This window comes from Acinetobacter sp. SFB (assembly GCF_001647545.1).
Taxonomy (GTDB): Bacteria; Pseudomonadota; Gammaproteobacteria; order Pseudomonadales; family Moraxellaceae; genus Acinetobacter.
In genome coordinates, this window is sequence record NZ_LSZH01000004.1 from 1 (window position 1) to 20,644 (window position 20,644).

A 20,644-nucleotide genomic window follows, 5' to 3' on the forward strand; every position below is an offset into this window, starting at 1 on the left:
TTGCTCTTCGTCAGAGACAAGAAACAACAAGATAATCTCAACAACTCAGCGCTTCGCGCTTCGTTCGTTTCAACATATCTCGTTGGTATGCGCCCATTATAGGGCAATTTCTTACACGTGCAAGCGCTTTTGACTGCTTGCTTTATCGAGTGTGTTTTTTTTATGCACCAAATTGGGTCAATTTTATACAAAACAACTATAAGATATTGTTTTAAAGCAAAAATATTAATTTTTATATTTCTGCTTTAGTTTGTATTAATTTTTCTCGGGTGCTGCTTTAACAGTCACACTCACGATTTTTACTGCTTGCTTGGGTACATTTTGATGCATGCCAAAGTTTGCAGTCGGTACTTGAGTAATTTTATCGACCACATCCATACCTTTGGTCACTTTACCAAACACGGCATAGCCTGCATTCATCTGGCTTTTATTTAGGAAGTCATTATCTACAGTATTAATAAAGAATTGGCTGCTTGCAGAATTTGGATTATTGGTACGCGCCATCGCTAAAGTGCCACGTATATTTTTCAAACCATTATACGATTCATTTTGAATGGGAGCTTTGGTTTGCTTCTCTACCATGTTGGCATCCATTCCTCCCCCCTGGATCATGAAGCCTGGAATCACGCGATGAAAAATGGTGCCGTTATAAAAGTTATCCTTTATATAGCCTTCAAAATTTTTCGCTGAAATAGGTGCTTTATCATTAAAGAGCTCTATTTCAATATTCCCCATAGATGTTTTCATTTCTACAATCGAGTTTGCCGCGATTGCTTGTCCACTCATAAAAATAGCAGCAACAGCGAATAAGGTTGGTTTTAACATTTCTTTACTCTTCTACTTCAAGTTGTAATTGTGAATATCTATATATTAATCGTTCACTATAAATAAAACAGCATCTCTTTTTGAGAACAAACGAGAATAAAAATGAGTGAAGAATTAACCACTACAACTTTGCGTCACCACCCACCTTGGCATTTGCAGGGTGATGCCTTTATTTTAAATTATTGGTTAACGCCGAATTTTATTAAATGCAATCAGACTTTCCAACTTGCTCCCTCTCCCTTGGGTCGATTAGTTCAGGTGATGTTGGTTCGTTATCAAGAATCCCCGGTAGGTCCTTATGATGAACTGTTGATTCTAGATCATCCTTTAATGAGCAAAAGACGCTTGTCTTCAATTCCCAAAATTTATGTATCTACCGAAGCCTCTATGCTACATGGTCAACATTTTTGGGGAATCCCGAAACAGTTGGCTCAATTTGAATGGTTGATGAAAGATAATGTGGTGTATTGCAATATTTCATTTGGGCAGCAAGACATGAGCTTATGCCTACAGAAGTATAAGCACAGCAAGGATTTTTACATTAATAGCCATCATATACCCGCGCGGCTGCTCGGTATCCATCAGACCTGGCAAGGTTTGCATTATCAGTTCAGCCCTCAATTTCGTGGCAAACTATCCAAGCTCAAACAGGCTTCGTGGAAAAACACGTTGGAGATCTTTCCAGATTTTTCCCAAGCCAAATATTTACAGAGCTTTTATGTTCCAGAATTTAGACTTATTCTGCCTACCGCCAAAATTGAGAACAAATAAAAGGTGTTTCACGTGAAACACCTTAGAACTACAGAGTCGAATTTGTTAAAAAGGCTTAAGCGTGTTTATCCCAAAACTTTCTATAGTTCTTACTAATTTCAATGAAGTACTTTTTGGCTCGATAAGAAACCGGGGTAAGATTCACGAAACCATGCGCTTGATCACTATATTCCTGATAATGCACTTTCACGCCACGATGGCGTAACTTGTAGGCATAAATTTCCCCTTCATCATGCAACACATCATGACCCGCTGTAATCACAAAGGCAGGCGCTAATTTGTCATGTTGGCCGTAAGTCGGGGAAATAATCGGATCATCCAGTTTAACTTGATGTGTATCTGCATAATATTGCGTTACAAAATCGATATCAGTACCGGTCAGAACCAAACCTTCTTTATATGCATGGAACGATGGATGACGACTTTTAAAATCGACCGCAGGATAAAGCAATAATTGGGCTTGCGGTGCATAAACTTTATTGACACTACGCTGAGCAACCACTGCACTAATATTGCCGCCCGCACTATCCCCGGCTACCGAAATTCTGTTCTTTAAAATTTTAAGCTGTTTTCTATTTTGATATACCCATGCCAGTGCATCTTCACAGGTTTGGATCAGTTTTGTCGGGCTGGTTTCAGGCGCTAGAGGATAATCGATGCTCAGCACCTGAACCTTTGCATGCACTGCAAGTAAGCGACACACCTCATCATGAGAGTCCAGACTCCCCACCACAAAACCACCACCATGATAGAACACCACCAGCGGAAGTTTTTTATTCGGTGCAGGATGATAATGCCGCGCGAAAATGGTGCCGCTATGTAAAGGAAGCCGTATATCTTCAACTCGCTTTACGGGCGTGGACTTGCTCTTAATTGCCTGCATTTGTAAATCAAAAGTTTTACGCGCGTGGACAACATCTTCGCCGATGAAACCGCTATTGCCCTGTTTTAACTGGGCCGCCATCATGCATTGAATTAAAGGATCCAGTTCAGGATATTGATGTGGATATCTTAAAATTTTAACTAAAGACTTTTGTGCAAAACTCGGCAATCGATCCAAGGTACGTGCTGCCGTGCCTTGCCCTTTTTCTATCATTGTCTGTAGCGTTCGATTAAAAGCAACCATTAATATCCCTTCCTTTTATTATATTCTTCACATTTTCTACATGATCAGCAAATAAGTGACCATACTCTTATATAAGTCTAATCATCTGTATACACAGTAAAAACATTCATACGCTAATCTTCTTATAATAACTTGTCATTGACAATTTTCATGTATATTTCGGAGTTTTTTGCTACTCCTTAAAAGAAGAAGGGTGCAAACCATGACTAAAAAACTGATTATACTCTGTTTAGCGACTACATTTTTAGCTGTAGGTTGTGTGGCATTTCCAGAAGATGGCGGTTATTACAATGGGGGTTATGATAATCGCTATGACCGTCGTTATGACCGAGATTACGACAATCGATATGACCAAGAACGCAATCGTCAACGTTGGGAATATCAACAGCGTCAAAACCGAATTGAACTAGAACGTAAAAAACGTGAGCTTGAGCGTCGTCAGTGGGAACAAAATCGGCAAAAACAGTCTGATTGGGAGCGTAAAAAACGTGAACAGCAACACCAATTAGAACAGCGTAAAAGATCTGCCGAAAAAAATCGAAATACCCAATCCGATTGGGATCGAAAAAAGCGTGAACTTGAACGCCAGCGCTCAGAACAACTGCGTAAAAAAGCTAATACGCAAAATGGTCAAAAAATGCAACAACAACGTAAGTCTCAAGCAAGAACGTAAGTCTCAAGCAAGCCGTTGGGATGAACATCGTCGCTCTAACGAGAAACATGATCGTCGGGACAACTGATCCGTTTACACTCGCTTCATTTTAATTAACTCAATGCCCTTTATTGAAAGGGCATTTTTATTGAATTAAAATAATCCAGCTCAGATCCCTATACCTTGTTACTGAAATGATGATTCAAGCCATCCCATATTTAATTTGCGATATCGCTTAAATAGAGGATAGAAGTCTCCTTGCTACCATCTAGGCTGAATCCTTCAGCTGAAGACACTGTTCTGAGCTTATAAATTATCTCATCCTTTAGCTCTCTATAATCTGGTAATTACTGCACGGCTTGCGAACTTTGATGAGTAGAACCAGAGTGGGTAGCATCTGCTTGGACCGAAGTATCTGCCTGAACACCACTACCGCCTAGTTGCACTTGAGTTGAAACGCCTAGATCTGTAGTAATTTTAACAATCTCAGGATTTTGTGTCGTTTCATTAGAAGTACAACCTAGTAAAAATAGCAGGAATAATTCATTTAACCCTCCTTTACCTTTCATTGCTCTCTAAAAATTCTTGCTCAACAGATTCATAAATTCTATTCATGCTGGATTTGGCAAATTTAAGGCAAAAAAAAGCTTACCCAGAGGTTGGATAAGCTTAGAAAACAAATTTCAAAATACCAAGAAGAAACTACAGCGATAGAATCTAGATGAAATAATAATCAATCTAATTTATTTTGTAAAATACATAATTCATTCAATATTGATCGTTTTTAAGTCTAAGTTTGATATTACAGCTCACAACATTCATCGCCTTTGCATTTTTCTTCCTCATCCGCCCTAATTCATTACTCGATACACACTGAGCTAGAACAAAAAAACTTGATTATTCCAGCAACTGATGCGCAAGTTTTCATATCAGCCGCTTTGTTGTTTTATCTATTCGCTCACTATTGACTACAAAGAACCTTACAATTTTTGCCTAAATGTTCCAAAAAGCAGAATTTTTGCTGATTTTGATTAAATTAAACAGATTTAATTGATTGTCTCGCTTGAATTTTTATCGCCTGCCCCGACCTTTGTACTAATCATGAATTTTATCACTCATGGCAGTTCAGAATTAACCCAGTTAACACTGAAGCCAAAAGGACTGTACATGTTTAAGAACCCATTTAAACGGAGTAAATCTATGGCGGCTGAGCAAAACGAACAAGCTCAAGATCTAGGGCAAGAGCAAGCTGATCAACAAACAGCACAAACTCAAGCTGAAACTGAGCAGGCTGAAGTTTCAGTTGAAGATTTACAGGCACAGATTACAAATCTGGAAGAAAGTTTAAAGCTTGAAAAAGCACGTACCGCCAATGCGGTATATGAAGCGCAAAAAAGTGTGGAACGCATTCAACGTGATGCTGAAAAGCATAAAGAAATTGTGATTGAAAAATTCGCCAAAGAATTACTCGACACCGTCGATAATTTAGAACGCGCCATTCAAGCTGCTGGTGATACGGAATCTCCATTGCTTGAAGGTGTACAACTTACATTGAAATCACTACTTACCACACTAGAAAAATTCGGTGTAGTCGAAGTGAATATGAATAACGGTTTCAATGCAGACTTGCATCAAGCAGTGGGTATCGCACCTGATGCTAAAGCAGGTGAAATTGGTACTGTACTGCAAAAAGGTTATACCTTGTCGAACCGTTTGCTTCGTCCAGCAATGGTCTTAGTCGGTCAATAAGGTAAAGAAATTCGAGAGTTTTTCACTTTTTTTGATGAAATAAACTTGAAAAAATTTGAATGGCTCTCATATCGGATAACAAGCAAAAGCATTGCAAAAAATAATTTTGAGGAAGCATCCAAATGGCTAAAATCATTGGTATTGATTTAGGTACTACAAACTCTTGCGTAGCAGTACTTGAAGGCGACAAAGTTAAAGTTATCGACAACGCTGAAGGCGCTCGTACAACTCCATCAATTATTGCTTATAAAGATGGCGAAATTTTGGTGGGTCAATCTGCTAAACGTCAAGCGGTAACCAACCCTAAAAATACATTATTCGCGATCAAACGTTTGATCGGTCGTAAGTATCAAGACCAAGCGGTTCAAAAAGATATCGGTCTGGTACCTTACAAAATCATTCAGGCAGACAATGGTGATGCTTGGGTTGATGTAAACGATAAAAAATTGGCACCACAACAAGTTTCTGCTGAAATCTTGAAAAAGATGAAAAAAACTGCAGAAGATTATTTGGGTGAAACTGTTACAGAAGCGGTGATTACCGTTCCTGCTTACTTTAATGATGCACAACGTCAAGCCACTAAAGATGCAGGCCGAATTGCCGGTCTTGATGTTAAACGTATCATCAACGAACCAACTGCTGCGGCTCTTGCGTTCGGTATGGACAAAAAAGAAGGCGATCGTAAAATCGCGGTTTACGACTTGGGTGGTGGTACTTTCGACGTATCCATCATTGAAATTGCTGACCTAGATGGCGACCAGCAAATTGAAGTATTGTCGACCAACGGTGATACTTTCCTAGGCGGTGAAGACTTCGATAACGCAATCATTGAATACTTGGTTGAAGAGTTCAAGAAAGAACAAGGCTTTAACTTAAAACAAGATCCACTTGCGTTACAACGTTTGAAAGAAGCTGCGGAAAAAGCAAAAATCGAGCTTTCTTCTTCTAACGCAACTGAAATCAACCTTCCGTACATCACAGCTGATGCGACTGGTCCTAAACACTTGGTGATCAACGTAACTCGCTCAAAACTTGAAGGTTTAGTTGCTGATTTAGTTGCGCGTACCATTGAGCCTTGCCGTATTGCACTAAAAGATGCTGGTCTTTCGACTTCAGACATCTCTGACGTAATCTTGGTAGGTGGTCAATCACGTATGCCAATGGTTCAACAAAAAGTTCAAGAATTTTTCGGTAAAGAGCCACGTAAAGATGTGAATCCTGACGAAGCAGTTGCGATGGGTGCGGCGATTCAAGGTGCAGTATTGTCTGGTGACAAAACTGACGTATTGCTTCTAGACGTAACGCCGTTGACCCTTGGTATTGAAACCATGGGCGGCGTGTTAACAGCAATCATCGAGAAAAACACCACGATTCCTGCGAAGAAATCTCAAGTGTTCTCAACTGCTGCTGACAACCAACCTGCTGTAGACATTTCTGTGTTCCAGGGTGAACGTAAAATGGCGCAGCAAAACAAATTGTTGGGTAACTTCCAATTGGGCGACATTCCACCTGCTCCACGTGGTGTGCCACAAATTGAAGTATCTTTCGACATCAATGCGGATGGTATTTTGAAAGTGTCTGCCAAAGACAAGAGCACGGGTAAAGAACAATCCATTCAAATTAAAGCAAACTCAGGTTTGAGCGATGCTGAAATTGAAGCGATGATTAAAGATGCTGAAGCGAATGCTGAAGAAGATCGTAAGTTCGAAGAACTTGCTAAAGCACGTAACGAAGCAGATGCTCTTGTTGCTAGCGCGCAAAAAGCAGTGAAAGATCTTGGCGAACAAGTCACTGCAGACGAAAAAACTGCAATCGAAACTGCGGTTTCTGAGCTTGAAGCTTCAACGAAAGAAAATGATGTTGAAGAAATCAAAGCGAAAACTGAAGCGCTGCAAAACATCATCATGCCGATTAGCCAACGTGCTTATGAAGCTGCGCAAGGCGCTCAAGGTGGCGCTGAAGGTTTTGACCCGAGTGCCTTCCAAGGTGATGCAGGTCAATCTCAAAAAGCGGACGACGGCGTTGTAGATGCTGAGTTCACTGAAGTTAAAGATGACAAAAAATAATTTGTCGCTTTAATTTGATTTGAAAAAGTTAAAAAAGACCGCGCGAAAGCGCGGTTTTTTTATTTCTACAATTCGAATAAATGTTATACAGTAATTAAAATAAATAACTTTTTAAGCCCTTATGCGCTTGGTTGTGCTCTGCCTTTTGGTCATGTTCTTTTTGCTCATGACTTATCAAACTCGAAACCATCCACAAACTCGGCACAATAATCTGTTGGACCGTATTCAGCATCCATTCGATACACGGCTGCGTTATCGTATTGCAGAAGTCGATCCGCGTTTTGGCTTAACTGAAAATGAAGTGCAGCTCATTAGCCAACAAGCCACGGATATTTGGAAACAAGGTACAGGCAAAGATTATTTTGTCTATGATCCGGATGCCACACTGGCGATTCATTTAATTTATGATCAACGTCAAGATGAATCGAATCAACGCCGCCAACAGCTAGGCCATATCGAACAAGATCAGCAAATCTGGTCGAATAAGAATCAAAATCTCAAACAATTTAAACAAGAACTAAACCGTGCTAATGGTCTGCTGGAGGCTAAAAAAACCCAGCTTGATATGCAATTAGGTCAATATAATCAGAAAATTGCCATGATCAATCACAATGGGGGTGTAAATCCTGCGCAACGCGATCAGTTCATACAACAACATCATCAATTACAACAACAAATTTTTGCCCTAGAGCAGGAAATCAATTTGTATAACCAAAAAATTCAGCAACTGAATAGCCATGTGGATGAACTGAATCAAATTAACCATCAGTTAAATCAATCTGTCGAGCAATTTAATCAGCGCTTTCAACCGCATTTATTTGATAAAGGCTTATTTAATGGTAAGCAAATTAATATTTATGAATTCGAGTCAGCAGACGATTTACGTCTAACCCTAGCACATGAATTTGGACATGCACTCGGCTTAGAACACAATCAAGATCCTCAAGCGCTGATGTATCCGGTAATGAAAGATCAACAGATGCAAAATTTTAGATTATCGGCAGCGGATTTAGCCTTATTACGGGCACGTTAAGATTAAACTCGGATACAATGCAAAAATCCCTTACTTTTTATAAGCATATACAGGGCAATAGATCGGAAATCAGGCTCATTTCATGCTATTGTGATGTCAATAAATGACAACATAAAATCTCTGGAGACGCGTGTGAGTTACTACCATATTCTGATTGAAATGAATGATCACATTAGTACAATTGAGCAAACTCGTGAGATTGAAATCTTTGATATTATTGAGATTCAACCCTACCTCCATTCTATTTTATTGCCATTTTTAAACGAACAACTGATTGAACTGGAAGATGAAAATCTTGAGTTCAAAGATATTCTGCATTTAGAAATAAAACAGACCTTATTACCCATTCAGCAGTTGATTGAAGAAGAACAACGCTTACTGCCAAGTGATACAGATGTGACCATTACGGCGCATGAAATTTTTAACAATCGTGATTTAAGCCAAGATGTGACGACGGTTATTTTTGATATTTTGCAAGCCGCAAAACTAGAAGCATAATTTTTTAATGATGTTTTCACACTAGCTTACTTAATTTCTGTTTTTAATGAAAAAAAGCCCTCTCAATAAGACGGGCTTTTTTTTAAATTTTTTATTAAAGTGAGAAAGAAGAACCACACCCACAAGTTGTAGTTGCATTTGGGTTTTGAACCACAAAACGTGATCCTTCTAAACCTTCAATATAATCGACTTCTGAACCGACAAGATATTGGTAACTCAAAGAATCGACCAGCATTTTCACATCGCCATTGATAAATTCGGCATCATCTTCATTCATGCTTTCAGCGAAATTAAAGCCATAAGAGAAACCAGAACAGCCACCACCTGTAACATAAACGCGTAACATTAATTCTTGGTTGCCTTCACTATCACGCAATTGGCGTACTTTATTCGCAGCATTGTCGGTCAGCACCAGAGCTTGGGCATTCATGTTGGATTCCTCTGTTCAATTCAGTTGTCTTTAAAAGATAAAGACCATATTTCAAGTATAGCATACCCAATATATGGTCAGTCTCTACAGATTTAAAGTCAAATCCGAGTATTTTTATCAAGATTGTTTGTAGTTCTCATCTTGAAGACTACATTCAAAATTTTTCGGGTCTTCTTTACAACGGAATTGCCATAACAATTTCATCATCCGTTTATCATAAATACCACGTTTGGTTAAATCGACACGTGATTCGCGCATCATTTTTTGATAGCCCGGCTTATCCGCTGCAGGAATTTGCATCCAATATTTTTGTGGAATATCCGCTTTCATTTTCCCCAAAATACCAAATGCACGCGGTAGCTGACCTCTCACCCATTCACGTGATTTTTGGCCATAACCTTCCGGGAATTTATCTGGACGGATAATAATATTACCGGTCACCTGTAAAATTGGATAATTTACAATCGCACCTTTATTACCCAAACCTTTATGCAATTCTAGCGGTTTAAATACAGCAGCCGGTGCGCCAATAATATCGACCTGACCATTATTAAATTTGGCCCCAAAATTGGTAACATCGGCACTGATCGCCTGTGCCCCAATTTGCTGAACCATAATTTTTTGTGCTTCATCATAATCCAAGACTGCAATTTTTTTACCCGCTGCTTTAGCAATCGTGTTAATGCTACGGTCATTGACCATTAAAAATGCATCCCCCACTGGAATGACACCCACCACTTCATATTTTCCCCGCAGCATATGTTTGGCAAAAGTCGGGCTGGCTAAACCTTGCATTACTTTAACCGCAAGTTTTAAATCAGGGATCGCACCAATGGCATCTAAAGATCCGGTAAAATCGTTAAACTGGCGCCCACGCATACCTGTAACACTAATCGCATCACATTTACCTGCTTTAAAATCTTCAGCAATGACCGCTTCATTCTGGCCGACACGTAACTCAATATCCGCACCCCAATTTTTGGCTGCTAACTGATAATCTTTCATCAGGGTAAAAACATCACCACTTTTACCGACCAAATCGAATACACACATCACCTGTTTTGCTTGACTCATACCGGTTACAGCACACAGACCTATACCCAGTAGCAACGCTTTAGACCATTGCATCATAACTTTTTCTTCCTTGTTTTTTGTTTTTATTCAGTTTTAGACTGAATCTTTTGAGTTTTTATTCATCATGAATTACAAGCTTTTTATACTTGCTTTCATGTTTATGATAAAAAAAATTTATATCATTATTTTTTAAGATTACGCGTTTTTTGACCAACAACAATGGCGAAAATGACATATTTAACTCGATAAAAAAGCCTAGAAATAATCTAGGCTTTCTTTTTAAAAATCAAAGTTATTCACCACCAAGTGAACATTCAAAATTCGCTTTATCAACAGAACAGCGTGCTTTTTTCAATACCGTCATCATGCTGGCATCATAAACCCCACGTTTAGTCATATCCATACGGCCTTCGCGTAACATTTTTTGATATTTAGTTTTATCTTCTGCAGTTAGGTTCATTTTAAACTTGGCAGGAATACTGGCTTCAAGACGATTAATCATCGCAAAACTTTTTGGCAAGTTTTTCACAAACCAGTCACGCGATTTTTGCCCAAAACCCGCTGGGAACTGGTCAGGACGGATAACAAAATCTGACGTCACTTGAAGTACAGGGAAATTAAACATTGCACCATTGCTACCTAAACCTTTATAGATTTCTAGAGGCTTGTACGCATAAGCAGGTGCACCCACCATATCCACCTGACCATTATTAAATTTCGCCACAAAGTTCGATACATCCGAGATTACAGCTTGTGCACCTACACGTTGCACCATAATTTTTTGCGCATCGTCATAGCCCAATACTGCAAATTTTTTACCTGCTGCTTTTTCTATTGAATCAATACTCTTATCACGTACAAAAATAAAAGCTGAACCTAACGGTGCAATACCCGCAACTTCATATTTTTTTCCGCTTAAATTACTGACCATTTTCGGAGCATTACGTTTATCCAGTGCAAATGTAATCGCACGTTGAGCAATGGCATTGCTGGGTGCGCCACCCAAAGCATCAATTGAACCTACAAATTTATTGTATTGACGTGCACGCATCGCTGTCATAAAAACGCCGTCACATTTGCCAGCTTTAAAATCATTATCAGCCACAGCTTCGTCTTGACGTGGAATTAAATTAATATCAGCGCCCCAGCCTTTGGCAGCCAGCGCCCATTCCTGCGCCATTTGATAAGACTCACCAGATTTGCCCAGTAAATCAAATACGCAAACATCCACTTTTGCTGCTTGTGCTGTGGTCGCTAAACCAATAGTAGCCAATGCAGCTACTGCCAGAATCGTTTTTTTCATTAGAGTGGTCCTTTCAGAATCTTGTTGTTTGACGAGTTTCCATCCATGGCACAAATATTATGCAAGTTTATTAAAAAAAAATAGAGTATTTACTCCATTTTTTTCCGACTTAAATGTCAGTTGATTTATATTTTTTAAAGTTAATAATAAAATCATATAGTTAATAAATAATATTTTTATGGGTCATTTAGAAAACTGTAGATATTTTACAAATTACTACACAACACTCGAATTATTCACCACTTAAAGAGCACTCAAAATTGGTTCGCTCCACGGTACAACGGGCTTTTTTCAATACCGTCATCATGGCCGGCTCATAAATTCCTTGTTTGGTTAAATCAATTCGTCCTTCACGCAGAATTTTTTGATATTTTACTTGGTCTTCTTTGCTTAAATTCATGCGGTATTTTGCCGGTATTTCAGCTTCCATACGTTTAACCATGGCAAAGCTTTTGGGTAATTGTTTTACGAACCAACTACGCGATTGCATGCCAAAGCCTTCGGGAAATTTATTTTTACGTATAATCAAATCAGCAGTGACATTCACCACCGGAAAATTGATCATCGCTCCTTGGGTACCTAAACCTTTATAAATTTCTAGCGGTTTAAAGGCATAAGCGGGTGCAGCAACAATCTCAACTTCAGCTTGATTAAATTTTTTGATAAAATTTGAAATCTCAGACATTACGGGAACAGCGCCAACACGCGTTACCATAATTTTTTGAGCATAATCATAATGTAATACAGCGAATTTTTTACCTTCTGCGCGGGCTAAAGAATTAATCGAACGATCACGGACAAAAATATAGGCCGAACCAATTTGTCCAATCCCGACCACTTCAAAGGTTTCTTTACCCATGGTATTGATCAGACGTTTTTCATTACGTTTATCGAGCACATAGCTAATGGATTTTTGCGCAATATCATTACTGGGTACGCCACCAATCGCATCAATCGAACCAGCAAATTTATTGTAGGCACGCGCACGCATTGAGGTCATATAAAAGGCATCACATTGCCCCGATTTAAAATCTTGTTCAACTTTGGCTTCATCTTGATAAGCTATTAAATTGGCATCTACACCCCAGTTTTTACTGGCCAATGCCCACTCTTCAATCAATTTATAAGATTCCCCGGCTTTTCCCAACAGATCAAATACACATATATTATGTTTTGCCTGAGCAAAACTTGAAAAACTGAACAACAGTCCGGTTGATAAAATTAAAATCCTTTTTTTCATGAGAGCGCCTAATTCTTATTCACATATTCCTTTATAAACTGACTATAGATTTGTTTTCATAGTAAAAATAGAGATTTAATTCTGTTTCTGATGAAAGGCTATTTTTTGTATAACTTGTCACATTTTTATTTATTTACTTAAAGCCCATCTTTTATCCAAATAATAATGTCTCAGTCTTTTTCTTTTCTCCGCCACTTCCTTTAGAATACGCACACCATTCTTCTCATTTAGATATTTTAATGATTCAGTTAGATCAACTTTCTATACGTCGCAGTGGACGTGTTTTATTTCAAAAAGCATCCATGCAACTCCATCCAGGCTGGAAAATTGGTTTAACTGGTGTAAATGGTGCAGGAAAATCCACGCTATTTTCTGCACTGCTCGGTGGTATGGAATCGGATGGGGGGTCTTTAACTCGCCCTGCAGTTTGGACTGTTGCTCATATGGCACAGGAAATCAAAGCTTTAGATATGAAAGCCATTGATTTCGTCTTGTCTGGTGATGAAGAGTTTTGGGAAATTCAAAATAAATTAGATCAGCCAGAAAGCTTAAGCGATGATGAGCTTGCACATTTATACGGTCGTTTTGACGAAATTAATGGCTATTCTGCACCGTCTAAAGCATCACAATTGATGGCAGGTTTAGGCTTCTTTGAACACCAATCACAACTTGATGTTTCAAGCTTTTCCGGTGGTTGGCGTATGCGTCTGAACCTTGCGCGTACCTTGATGAGCCGTTCAGACCTGTTGTTACTTGATGAACCGACCAACCATTTAGACTTGGATGCCATTTTATGGCTAGAAGACTGGTTAAAAGCCTATGAAGGCACCCTGATTCTGATTTCGCATGACCGTGATTTCCTCGATGCAATTACCGATCATATTTTACATATTGAAAATCAAGAACTTGTTCTGTATACCGGGAACTACTCTACTTTCGAGCGTACCCGTAGCGAACGTTTGGCGCAGCAACAACAGGCTTATGAAAAGCAATTAGAAACACGCGCACATTTGCAGAAATATATTGATCGCTTTAAAGCACAAGCCACCAAAGCCAAACAAGCGCAAAGCCGGATTAAGCAGCTTGAACGTATGCAAGAATTGTCTGCTGCGCATGTCGATACACCGTTTACCTTCTCCTTCCGTGAACCGACTAAAATGAGTTCACCGCTGCTTGAACTTGAGCATGCGGATATTGGTTATGGTGACAAACTGATTGTGACCAATGTGAGTTTACAAATCACGCCTAGCAGTCGTATTGGCTTACTCGGGATGAATGGTGCAGGTAAATCGACACTGATTAAATCATTGGTCGGTGACTTACAACTGCTGCAAGGGACGCGTAAAGATTCTGAACTGCTCAATATCGGTTACTTTGCACAGCATCAAATGGATGCTTTGGATGGTAATGCCAGTCCAATGCTGCAATTGTCGCGTATTGCCGATAAAAAAATCAGTGAAGCAAGCTTGCGTTCTTTCCTCGGCAGTTTTGGCTTTAGTGGCGAACGCATGGATACCCCAAGTGAAAGTTTCTCGGGGGGTGAACGTGCCCGTCTAGCGCTTGCACTGATTGTATGGCAACGTCCAAATGTCTTGATTCTAGATGAACCGACCAACCATTTAGACTTGGACATGCGTCATGCATTGACCATGGCATTACAAGATTTTGAAGGTGCTGTGGTGCTGGTATCGCATGAACGTCAACTGATTGCCAGTGTGTGTGATGAATTGATTTTGGTTCATGGTGGTCAAAGCCGTGAGTTTGATGGTGATTTGACTGCATATGCAGACTGGTTACGCCAAGCCCGTATTGAGATGATGAAGTCCGGTCAACAACCTGCTGCACCGGTGAAATCTCAAGTGGAAGTTAAACCGACGATTTCTAAACTGGATAAAGAGGCACAACGTAAAGAAGCTGCACGTCGTCGTGAACTCAGCCGTCCTGTTCGCAAGAATATTGAAAAAATTGAAGCTCAGATTGCCAAAACGCAACCTCGCTTAGCGGAGATCGAAACATTACTCGGTGACAGTGCATTATATGAAGCAAATCATAAAGATGATTTGTTGAAGCTGATGAACGAACAAACCGAGTTAAAAGTGAAATTGGTTCAAGCTGAAGAACAAATGTTAGAGCTGATGATGGAGTTGGAAGAACTGGAAGGTGCTTTCGAATAAGCCAATCCACCACTCTTAAGCAAAACTAAACTGATGCTTATTTTATGATCGCAGTACAATTTAAAACCTGTACTGCGATTTTTTAATTTTTCTACACAACACTTTTACAGCGATATTACTCATAAAAATAACAGTGTCTTTAAATTTAAAAAATCACGATCTATCAAGTTTAAATTCAAAACGTACTTTTAATTTTAAAAATGCTTATCCACAATAGAAATAAAACCAAGATTGAATTTAAAATAAAATCGCCATTTAAACTGTGGATAAATTAATTTCCATATTTTCATTCAATAAAATAAACTTATCCACAGTGGTATTTTATTCGTCCTGCTGTAGTTTTTGACGTTTTAAAAACCTCAGTTCAACAATTTTCCAAGCACCTTCATTGACCCATAATTCCTGAATTTTTCTTTGATCTTCTAAACCAATTAAAACCTTACAGCGCTTCAAATCTCGATCAAAATCAAACTCTTCAAATTCTATCAATGGTTGTTGCGGTTTCCATACACCATTTTTCACTGCATGAGCAATACGTTCATAGCGGGTAAAATTGCTCTCAACTCGACCTTCCTGCTCATAAACCACCTTAAACTGTTCATGTTCATACTGAGCTAACACCTCAAAATTACCGGTAAAAAATGCATTGCTCCAAATGTCGCGGATCTGTTCCAGTTGATTATCCATTGTGCTAACCTCGTAATATTGCATGATGATATTCCGTATATATGATTCATCATGACAGAGGAATAAGTCATTTTTATAAAACAAAGATGGCTAAAAGTTAATCGTATTTAAATAAAAATAGCATAAAAAAAGCACCCCGAAGGGTGCTTTTTACAATTTAACTTATCAATACACTAAGCGTCGATATCTGCATTTAATGCGTTTTCTTCAATAAAGGCACGACGTGGTTCTACATCGTCACCCATTAAGCAAGAGAACATACGATCGGCTTCAATCGCGTCATTAATGGTGACTTGTAACATGTTACGGTTTTCAGGATCCATGGTGGTTTCCCAAAGCTGGTCCGCATTCATCTCACCCAAACCTTTATAGCGCTGGATCATCATGCCGCGACGTGAATCAGCTAAAATATGCTGCCATACTTGATGGAAAGTTATGACATTAATTTTACGCTCACCTTTCTGCAAATACGCACCATCTTCAAGCAAACTAAACCAGCTCTTCGAATTTTGCAGTAAACGCTTATATTCACCAGAAGCCAATAGTCCAGAATCAAGTAAATAGGAGTGCGGCAAGTTATGTACATAGATGGTCACACGTGGCCAGAAATGTGCCACCTTAGAACCATCAGCATGTTCTTTCTCAAACACTTCCAAACTGATTTCAGGACGTAAACTTGGCTGATATTTTTCAATCGCAGCACGTAACTGTTCAGACCATTGTTTCACATAATCTTCATCATGATTTTGATCAAGTTTGAATGCATCGAGACCCAGTAAACCATCCAGCAAACTTGCAGGATAGCGTACGGTTAAACGGTTCAAACTTTTCTGTGAAACCTGGTAATCTTCAATCACTTTTGCCAGTGCTTGACCGGTAATTGCAGGAGATTCAGCACTGATATGCAAAGATAAATCATCAATCGCATTTGAAATCAGGAAGGTTTCCAGAGCATCATTATCTTTAAGATATTGCTCCTGCTTGCCTTTTTTCAATTTATACAACGGTGGCTGTGCAATATAGATATAACCGCGCTCCACAAGCTCAGGCATTTGACGGAAGAAGAAAGTCAACAGCAGCGTACGAATATGCGAACCGTCGACGTCAGCATCGGTCATGATGATGATTTTGTGATAGCGTAATTTATCGGGATTATATTCTTCACGACCAATACCACAACCGAGTGCAGTAATCAGCGTACCGACTTCTTGCGAAGAAATCATTTTGTCAAAACGCGCACGTTCCACATTCAGGATTTTACCTTTTAGTGGCAGAATCGCTTGCATCTTACGGTTACGACCCTGTTTTGCAGAACCGCCCGCAGAGTCACCTTCGACCAAGTACAATTCAGACAATGCCGGATCTTTTTCTTGGCAATCGGCCAATTTACCTGGAAGACCTGCAATATCAAGTGCACTCTTACGACGCGTCATTTCACGTGCTTTACGTGCCGCATCACGTGCACGTGCCGCATCAATGATTTTACCGGCAATTGATTTTGCCGCTTGTGGATTTTCTAATAAATAGGCAGAAAATTCCTTGTTCATCGCCTGCTCAACAGCAGGTTTAACTTCACTTGAAACCAGTTTTTCTTTGGTTTGTGAAGAGAATTTTGGATCTGGCACTTTTACTGAAACAATCGCAGTTAAGCCTTCACGTGCATCATCCCCAGTCACCGCGACTTTTTCTTTTTTCAGAATATTTTCGCTATCCAGATACTGGTTTAAACCACGGGTTAATGCTGCACGGAAACCGGCTAAATGCGCACCACCATCTTTTTGCGGAATATTGTTGGTAAAGCAGCGCACGTTTTCTTGATAGGTATCATTCCACTGTAAAGCGACTTCAACAGTAATCCCTGTTTCCGGCACTTGGCTGGTGAAATGAAAAATATCATTCAAATGGGTTTTACCCTGATTGATATATTTTACGAATTCAGACAGACCGCCTGCATAATCAAACACATGTTCAGCATTAATGCGTTCATCACGCAATACAATACGAACACCCGCATTCAAGAATGAAAGTTCACGCAAACGACGCGCTAAAATATCAACATTGAAAATGGTTTGGGTGAAGGTTTGCGTACTTGGATAGAAACGAACCGTTGTTCCTGTTTCATCAGTATCCCCAATGGCACGCAAGGGATAGACCGGATCGCCATGAGAATATTCTTGTTCGTACACTTTACCGGCACGACGAATATTCAGTAATAATTTACTCGACAAGGCATTTACAACAGAAACACCTACCCCATGTAAACCACCGGATACTTTATAGCTATTATCGTCAAACTTACCGCCGGCATGAAGAATGGTTAAAATAACTTCAGCGGCAGATACGCCTTCTTCCGGGTGAATATCAGTTGGAATACCACGACCGTTATCTGAAACACTTACCGATTCATCCTCATGGATGATGACTAGGATTTCATCACAGTGACCCGCCAAGGCTTCATCAATTGCATTATCGACAACCTCAAACACCATGTGATGTAAACCTGAACCATCGTCAGTATCACCAATATACATGCCTGGACGCTTACGAACAGCATCGAGGCCACGTAATACCTTGATACTAGAGGAATCATAAGCCTTTTCATTGGTTGGTTCTGTTTGAGAAGCAGCTTGATCTTCTGAACTCATGGTTTCTCCCTAGTGAAATATAGGTCTATCCAAAGATGGGTAAAATCTAAAAAACTATTGCACAACAACTTGAACTTGACCGTTTTCAACATTGAATAATTGATATGAAATAGACAAATCATGTAAATGTTTTTTTACTGATTCATACTCTAAAGTGGTAATAAAAACTTGACTACCCAGTTGGCTCAATCGCTCAATTAATCGTCGCTGTGCAGTTAAATCTAATTCTGCTGTCACATCATCTAATAATACCACAGTTTCCTTGTTACAGGCATGCAGCATTGCAATCTGTGACAGTTTCAAGGCTACAATCAGCAGCTTTTTCTGACCGCGTGAAAGCACCACATCAGCATCGCCCAGTGTTGTTTTTAAACGTAAATCTGCACGGTGCGGACCATACTCGGTATAGCGTCTATCCAGGTCTTTTTGATGGTGTACAGTGAGGTCATGCAGCAAGCCAAGCTCGCTATGAAAACCGGGAACATATTCCATCTGAATCTCCAGATGGGGCAATAAATGTTTTAAATCCTGCTCAAAATAGATCTTCCACTGCTCCACAATTCCACTGCGCTGTGAATGCAGTATCTCGCCATATTCGGCCAGCATTTTATTCCATGGCTCTAAATCATTCAGATTAAGATTTCGTCTCGATTTCAACAAACTGTTGCGTTGTTTTAAGGCGCGTGAATAATACTGCCAAGCATGATAAAAATCTGGTTCCACGTGGAACATCAGCCAGTCTATCAATTGGCGCCGTGGTTTGGCTCCGTAGTCAATAATGTCGGTACTTTGTGGATCGATATGCTGCAAAGGCAAAATTTTAGCCAACTGCCCCTGAGTTGCAATATTATCCCCATTGACTTTGATCAGTTGCTCGCCTGACAACAGTTTTTGCATGCCAATTTTTTCAGTCGCAGATTGCGCAAAAACAATTGCATCACTGGTTTCATTTTGAATATAGTTTTTTGGAATATGGGTTCGAAAAGAACGTCCGGTCGCCAGCAAATGAATGGCCTCTAGAATTGAGGTTTTGCCTGAACCATTTTGGCCATAAAAGACATTAAACGGCTGCAACTCTTGGAGTGCAACCGCGTTTAAATTTCGAACACGTTCTATATTTAAACGCGTAATAAACATAATTTGATCTGCGAATAAAGCTGCAAATTAAACCCGCATTGGCATGACCACATAGGTTTGATCTTGTTGCGCTGGATCGTGTACCAATACCGATTGGTTGGCTTCAGTCATGGTCATATAGACATCATCACCATCCAACGCACCGAGTACATCCAGTAAATATTGCGCATTGAACGACATTTCCATCGGTGCATCCGCATATTGAATGGCTAGATCTTCAATCGCTTCATCTTGCTCGGGGTTATTGGCGCGAAGCTGCAAAGTGTCAGCATTGAAATTCAGGAAGACACCGCGCAATTTTTCATTACTTAAAATTGCGACACGCTGCAAGGACTGTTTAAATACATCATGAGCAATCGATACGTTTTTATCGCCACCACGTGGAATCACACGACGGTAATCCGGGAATTTGCCATCAATTAATTTGGTGGTGAAACGAACCGTGATATTGCCCTGTTCTTTGTCGCGGCTTGGCGCACTAATGGTCACGTTCAATAATTCGCGGCCAATGATTAGCGACAATTGCTCATCTTCAATGCTGAGCAGACGTTGTAACTCCGCGACTGCTTTGCGTGGCACAATCGCTTGAATGGCCTGAGTTGCCGTGGATGTGGCTGTGGTTTCACATAAAGCCAAGCGGTGACCGTCAGTAGTCACGGCACGCAGCTGATCTTGATCAATTTCAAGTAAAGTACCGGTTAAATAAAAGCGCACATCTTGCACAGCCATGGCGAACGCAGTTTTTTCAAACAGGCGTTTTAACTCGCGCTGCGTTACCGTCACTTGCGTACCCTGCGCATTTTCAGTGCTCAATAACGGATAGTCTTCAGCAGGTAATGTACCCAACACAAAACGGCTATTACCCGATTTCAAAATGCAACGATCTTCAGTAATTTGCAGGTCAATCAATGCCGCAGTCGGTAATGATTTACAGATATCCATCAGCTTGCGTGCAGGCACAGTGGTTTCGCCCACTTGCAAGCATGCACCTTCAGCCAAGGTCGTACTGGCCACCAATTCCACTTCCAAATCCGAACCGGTGATGGTTAAGGATTCGTTGCTAACTTGAATTTTGACATTAGACAGAATGTTTAAAGTATGGCGACGTTCAACCGCTCCTACGACATGTGACAGAACATTAAGTAAGCTTTCTTTCGCGATTTTCAAACGCACGGTACATTCCTCTAACTACTGAAGATAAATAATAAATAAATGTGTTTTTTAGCAGTGTACT

18 protein-coding genes are annotated in these 20,644 nt (G+C 39.9%); 7 read left to right on the forward strand and 11 right to left on the reverse strand.

All coding sequences use genetic code 11. The features are described from left to right. Nucleotides 1–255: 255 nt before the first annotated feature. Nucleotides 256–825, reverse strand: coding sequence for a peptidylprolyl isomerase (locus AY606_RS04025; protein WP_067865126.1), 570 nt, complete (start codon nt 823–825; stop codon nt 256–258). A 102-nt stretch (nt 826–927) separates the two neighbouring features. Here AY606_RS04025 and AY606_RS04030 point away from each other — a divergent pair, with 102 nt between their 5' ends. Then, nucleotides 928–1,596 carry an acetoacetate decarboxylase family protein gene (locus tag AY606_RS04030; protein WP_067865129.1) on the forward strand — a complete coding sequence of 223 codons (669 nt, stop codon included), beginning with the start codon at nt 928–930 and terminating at the stop codon, nt 1,594–1,596. A gap of 55 nt (nt 1,597–1,651) precedes the next feature. Here AY606_RS04030 and AY606_RS04035 read toward each other — a convergent pair whose 3' ends face one another. Beyond that, nucleotides 1,652–2,722: an alpha/beta hydrolase gene (locus AY606_RS04035; RefSeq protein ID WP_067865132.1), complete on the reverse strand. Its 1,071-nt coding sequence runs from the start codon at nt 2,720–2,722 to the stop codon at nt 1,652–1,654. Nucleotides 2,723–2,924: 202 nt separating this feature from the next. Between AY606_RS04035 and AY606_RS04040 the strand changes: the two genes are divergently transcribed. Beyond that, on the forward strand, nt 2,925–3,395 hold the full coding sequence (locus tag AY606_RS04040) for a hypothetical protein (protein ID WP_067865135.1): 471 nt from the start codon (nt 2,925–2,927) through the stop codon (nt 3,393–3,395). Between the two features lie 326 nt (nt 3,396–3,721). Here AY606_RS04040 and AY606_RS04045 read toward each other — a convergent pair whose 3' ends face one another. Beyond that, nucleotides 3,722–3,943 carry a hypothetical protein gene (locus AY606_RS04045; protein WP_067865141.1) on the reverse strand — a complete coding sequence of 74 codons (222 nt, stop codon included), beginning with the start codon at nt 3,941–3,943 and terminating at the stop codon, nt 3,722–3,724. Between the two features lie 631 nt (nt 3,944–4,574). Here AY606_RS04045 and grpE point away from each other — a divergent pair. The 4 genes from grpE to AY606_RS04065 all read left to right on the forward strand — a co-directional run bounded on the left by grpE (nt 4,575) and on the right by AY606_RS04065 (nt 8,720). After that, the gene (grpE, locus tag AY606_RS04050) at nt 4,575–5,123 is read left to right on the forward strand and encodes a nucleotide exchange factor GrpE (protein WP_067865143.1); all 549 of its coding nucleotides are present in this window, start codon (nt 4,575–4,577) and stop codon (nt 5,121–5,123) included. 122 nt (nt 5,124–5,245) lie between these two features. Further along, nucleotides 5,246–7,189, forward strand: a complete 1,944-nt coding sequence (gene dnaK / locus AY606_RS04055; RefSeq protein WP_067865146.1) for a molecular chaperone DnaK — start codon at nt 5,246–5,248, stop codon at nt 7,187–7,189. A 121-nt stretch (nt 7,190–7,310) separates the two neighbouring features. After that, entirely contained in the window at nt 7,311–8,222 is a 912-nt protein-coding gene (locus AY606_RS04060) for a matrixin family metalloprotease (protein WP_067865149.1), read from the forward strand. A gap of 120 nt (nt 8,223–8,342) precedes the next feature. Next, the gene (locus AY606_RS04065) at nt 8,343–8,720 is read left to right on the forward strand and encodes a hypothetical protein (RefSeq protein WP_155858119.1); all 378 of its coding nucleotides are present in this window, start codon (nt 8,343–8,345) and stop codon (nt 8,718–8,720) included. A gap of 94 nt (nt 8,721–8,814) precedes the next feature. Here the strand turns inward: AY606_RS04065 and erpA are convergent, their stop codons facing one another. From erpA to AY606_RS04085, 4 genes are all read right to left on the reverse strand, one after another. Next, on the reverse strand, nt 8,815–9,150 hold the full coding sequence (gene erpA / locus AY606_RS04070; protein WP_067865154.1) for an iron-sulfur cluster insertion protein ErpA: 336 nt from the start codon (nt 9,148–9,150) through the stop codon (nt 8,815–8,817). Between the two features lie 117 nt (nt 9,151–9,267). Further along, the gene (locus AY606_RS04075) at nt 9,268–10,278 is read right to left on the reverse strand and encodes a putative solute-binding protein (RefSeq protein WP_165494327.1); all 1,011 of its coding nucleotides are present in this window, start codon (nt 10,276–10,278) and stop codon (nt 9,268–9,270) included. 238 nt (nt 10,279–10,516) lie between these two features. Further along, on the reverse strand, nt 10,517–11,527 hold the full coding sequence (locus tag AY606_RS04080) for a putative solute-binding protein (protein ID WP_067865166.1): 1,011 nt from the start codon (nt 11,525–11,527) through the stop codon (nt 10,517–10,519). Nucleotides 11,528–11,759: 232 nt separating this feature from the next. Next, the gene (locus AY606_RS04085; protein WP_067865167.1) at nt 11,760–12,767 is read right to left on the reverse strand and encodes a putative solute-binding protein; all 1,008 of its coding nucleotides are present in this window, start codon (nt 12,765–12,767) and stop codon (nt 11,760–11,762) included. A 239-nt stretch (nt 12,768–13,006) separates the two neighbouring features. Between AY606_RS04085 and AY606_RS04090 the strand changes: the two genes are divergently transcribed. Then, on the forward strand, nt 13,007–14,941 hold the full coding sequence (locus AY606_RS04090) for an ATP-binding cassette domain-containing protein (RefSeq protein ID WP_067865169.1): 1,935 nt from the start codon (nt 13,007–13,009) through the stop codon (nt 14,939–14,941). Between the two features lie 321 nt (nt 14,942–15,262). Here AY606_RS04090 and AY606_RS04095 read toward each other — a convergent pair whose 3' ends face one another. The 4 genes from AY606_RS04095 to dnaN all read right to left on the reverse strand — a co-directional run bounded on the left by AY606_RS04095 (nt 15,263) and on the right by dnaN (nt 20,583). Further along, nucleotides 15,263–15,628 carry a hypothetical protein gene (locus tag AY606_RS04095; RefSeq protein WP_067865172.1) on the reverse strand — a complete coding sequence of 122 codons (366 nt, stop codon included), beginning with the start codon at nt 15,626–15,628 and terminating at the stop codon, nt 15,263–15,265. Between the two features lie 173 nt (nt 15,629–15,801). Next, nucleotides 15,802–18,273: a DNA topoisomerase (ATP-hydrolyzing) subunit B gene (gene gyrB, locus AY606_RS04100; RefSeq protein ID WP_067865175.1), complete on the reverse strand. Its 2,472-nt coding sequence runs from the start codon at nt 18,271–18,273 to the stop codon at nt 15,802–15,804. Nucleotides 18,274–18,327: 54 nt separating this feature from the next. Continuing rightward, nucleotides 18,328–19,410 (reverse strand): DNA replication/repair protein RecF, encoded by a 1,083-nt coding sequence (gene recF / locus AY606_RS04105; RefSeq protein WP_067865177.1) that lies wholly within the window; start codon nt 19,408–19,410, stop codon nt 18,328–18,330. A 27-nt stretch (nt 19,411–19,437) separates the two neighbouring features. After that, the gene (gene dnaN / locus AY606_RS04110; protein ID WP_067865179.1) at nt 19,438–20,583 is read right to left on the reverse strand and encodes a DNA polymerase III subunit beta; all 1,146 of its coding nucleotides are present in this window, start codon (nt 20,581–20,583) and stop codon (nt 19,438–19,440) included. Nucleotides 20,584–20,644: the final 61 nt, after the last annotated feature.

Bases quoted from the DNA above. Each gene is read 5' to 3' on its own strand.
- AY606_RS04025 (WP_067865126.1), bottom strand. From the start codon at position 825: ATGTTAAAACCAACCTTATTCGCTGTTGCTGCTATTTTTATGAGTGGA.
- AY606_RS04030 (WP_067865129.1), top strand. From the start codon at position 928: ATGAGTGAAGAATTAACCACTACAACTTTGCGTCACCACCCACCTTGG.
- AY606_RS04035 (WP_067865132.1), bottom strand. From the start codon at position 2,722: ATGGTTGCTTTTAATCGAACGCTACAGACAATGATAGAAAAAGGGCAA.
- AY606_RS04040 (WP_067865135.1), top strand. From the start codon at position 2,925: ATGACTAAAAAACTGATTATACTCTGTTTAGCGACTACATTTTTAGCT.
- AY606_RS04045 (WP_067865141.1), bottom strand. From the start codon at position 3,943: ATGAAAGGTAAAGGAGGGTTAAATGAATTATTCCTGCTATTTTTACTA.
- grpE (WP_067865143.1), top strand. From the start codon at position 4,575: ATGGCGGCTGAGCAAAACGAACAAGCTCAAGATCTAGGGCAAGAGCAA.
- dnaK (WP_067865146.1), top strand. From the start codon at position 5,246: ATGGCTAAAATCATTGGTATTGATTTAGGTACTACAAACTCTTGCGTA.
- AY606_RS04060 (WP_067865149.1), top strand. From the start codon at position 7,311: ATGCGCTTGGTTGTGCTCTGCCTTTTGGTCATGTTCTTTTTGCTCATG.
- erpA (WP_067865154.1), bottom strand. From the start codon at position 9,150: ATGAATGCCCAAGCTCTGGTGCTGACCGACAATGCTGCGAATAAAGTA.
- AY606_RS04075 (WP_165494327.1), bottom strand. From the start codon at position 10,278: ATGCAATGGTCTAAAGCGTTGCTACTGGGTATAGGTCTGTGTGCTGTA.
- AY606_RS04080 (WP_067865166.1), bottom strand. From the start codon at position 11,527: ATGAAAAAAACGATTCTGGCAGTAGCTGCATTGGCTACTATTGGTTTA.
- AY606_RS04085 (WP_067865167.1), bottom strand. From the start codon at position 12,767: ATGAAAAAAAGGATTTTAATTTTATCAACCGGACTGTTGTTCAGTTTT.
- AY606_RS04090 (WP_067865169.1), top strand. From the start codon at position 13,007: ATGATTCAGTTAGATCAACTTTCTATACGTCGCAGTGGACGTGTTTTA.
- AY606_RS04095 (WP_067865172.1), bottom strand. From the start codon at position 15,628: ATGGATAATCAACTGGAACAGATCCGCGACATTTGGAGCAATGCATTT.
- gyrB (WP_067865175.1), bottom strand. From the start codon at position 18,273: ATGAGTTCAGAAGATCAAGCTGCTTCTCAAACAGAACCAACCAATGAA.
- recF (WP_067865177.1), bottom strand. From the start codon at position 19,410: ATGTTTATTACGCGTTTAAATATAGAACGTGTTCGAAATTTAAACGCG.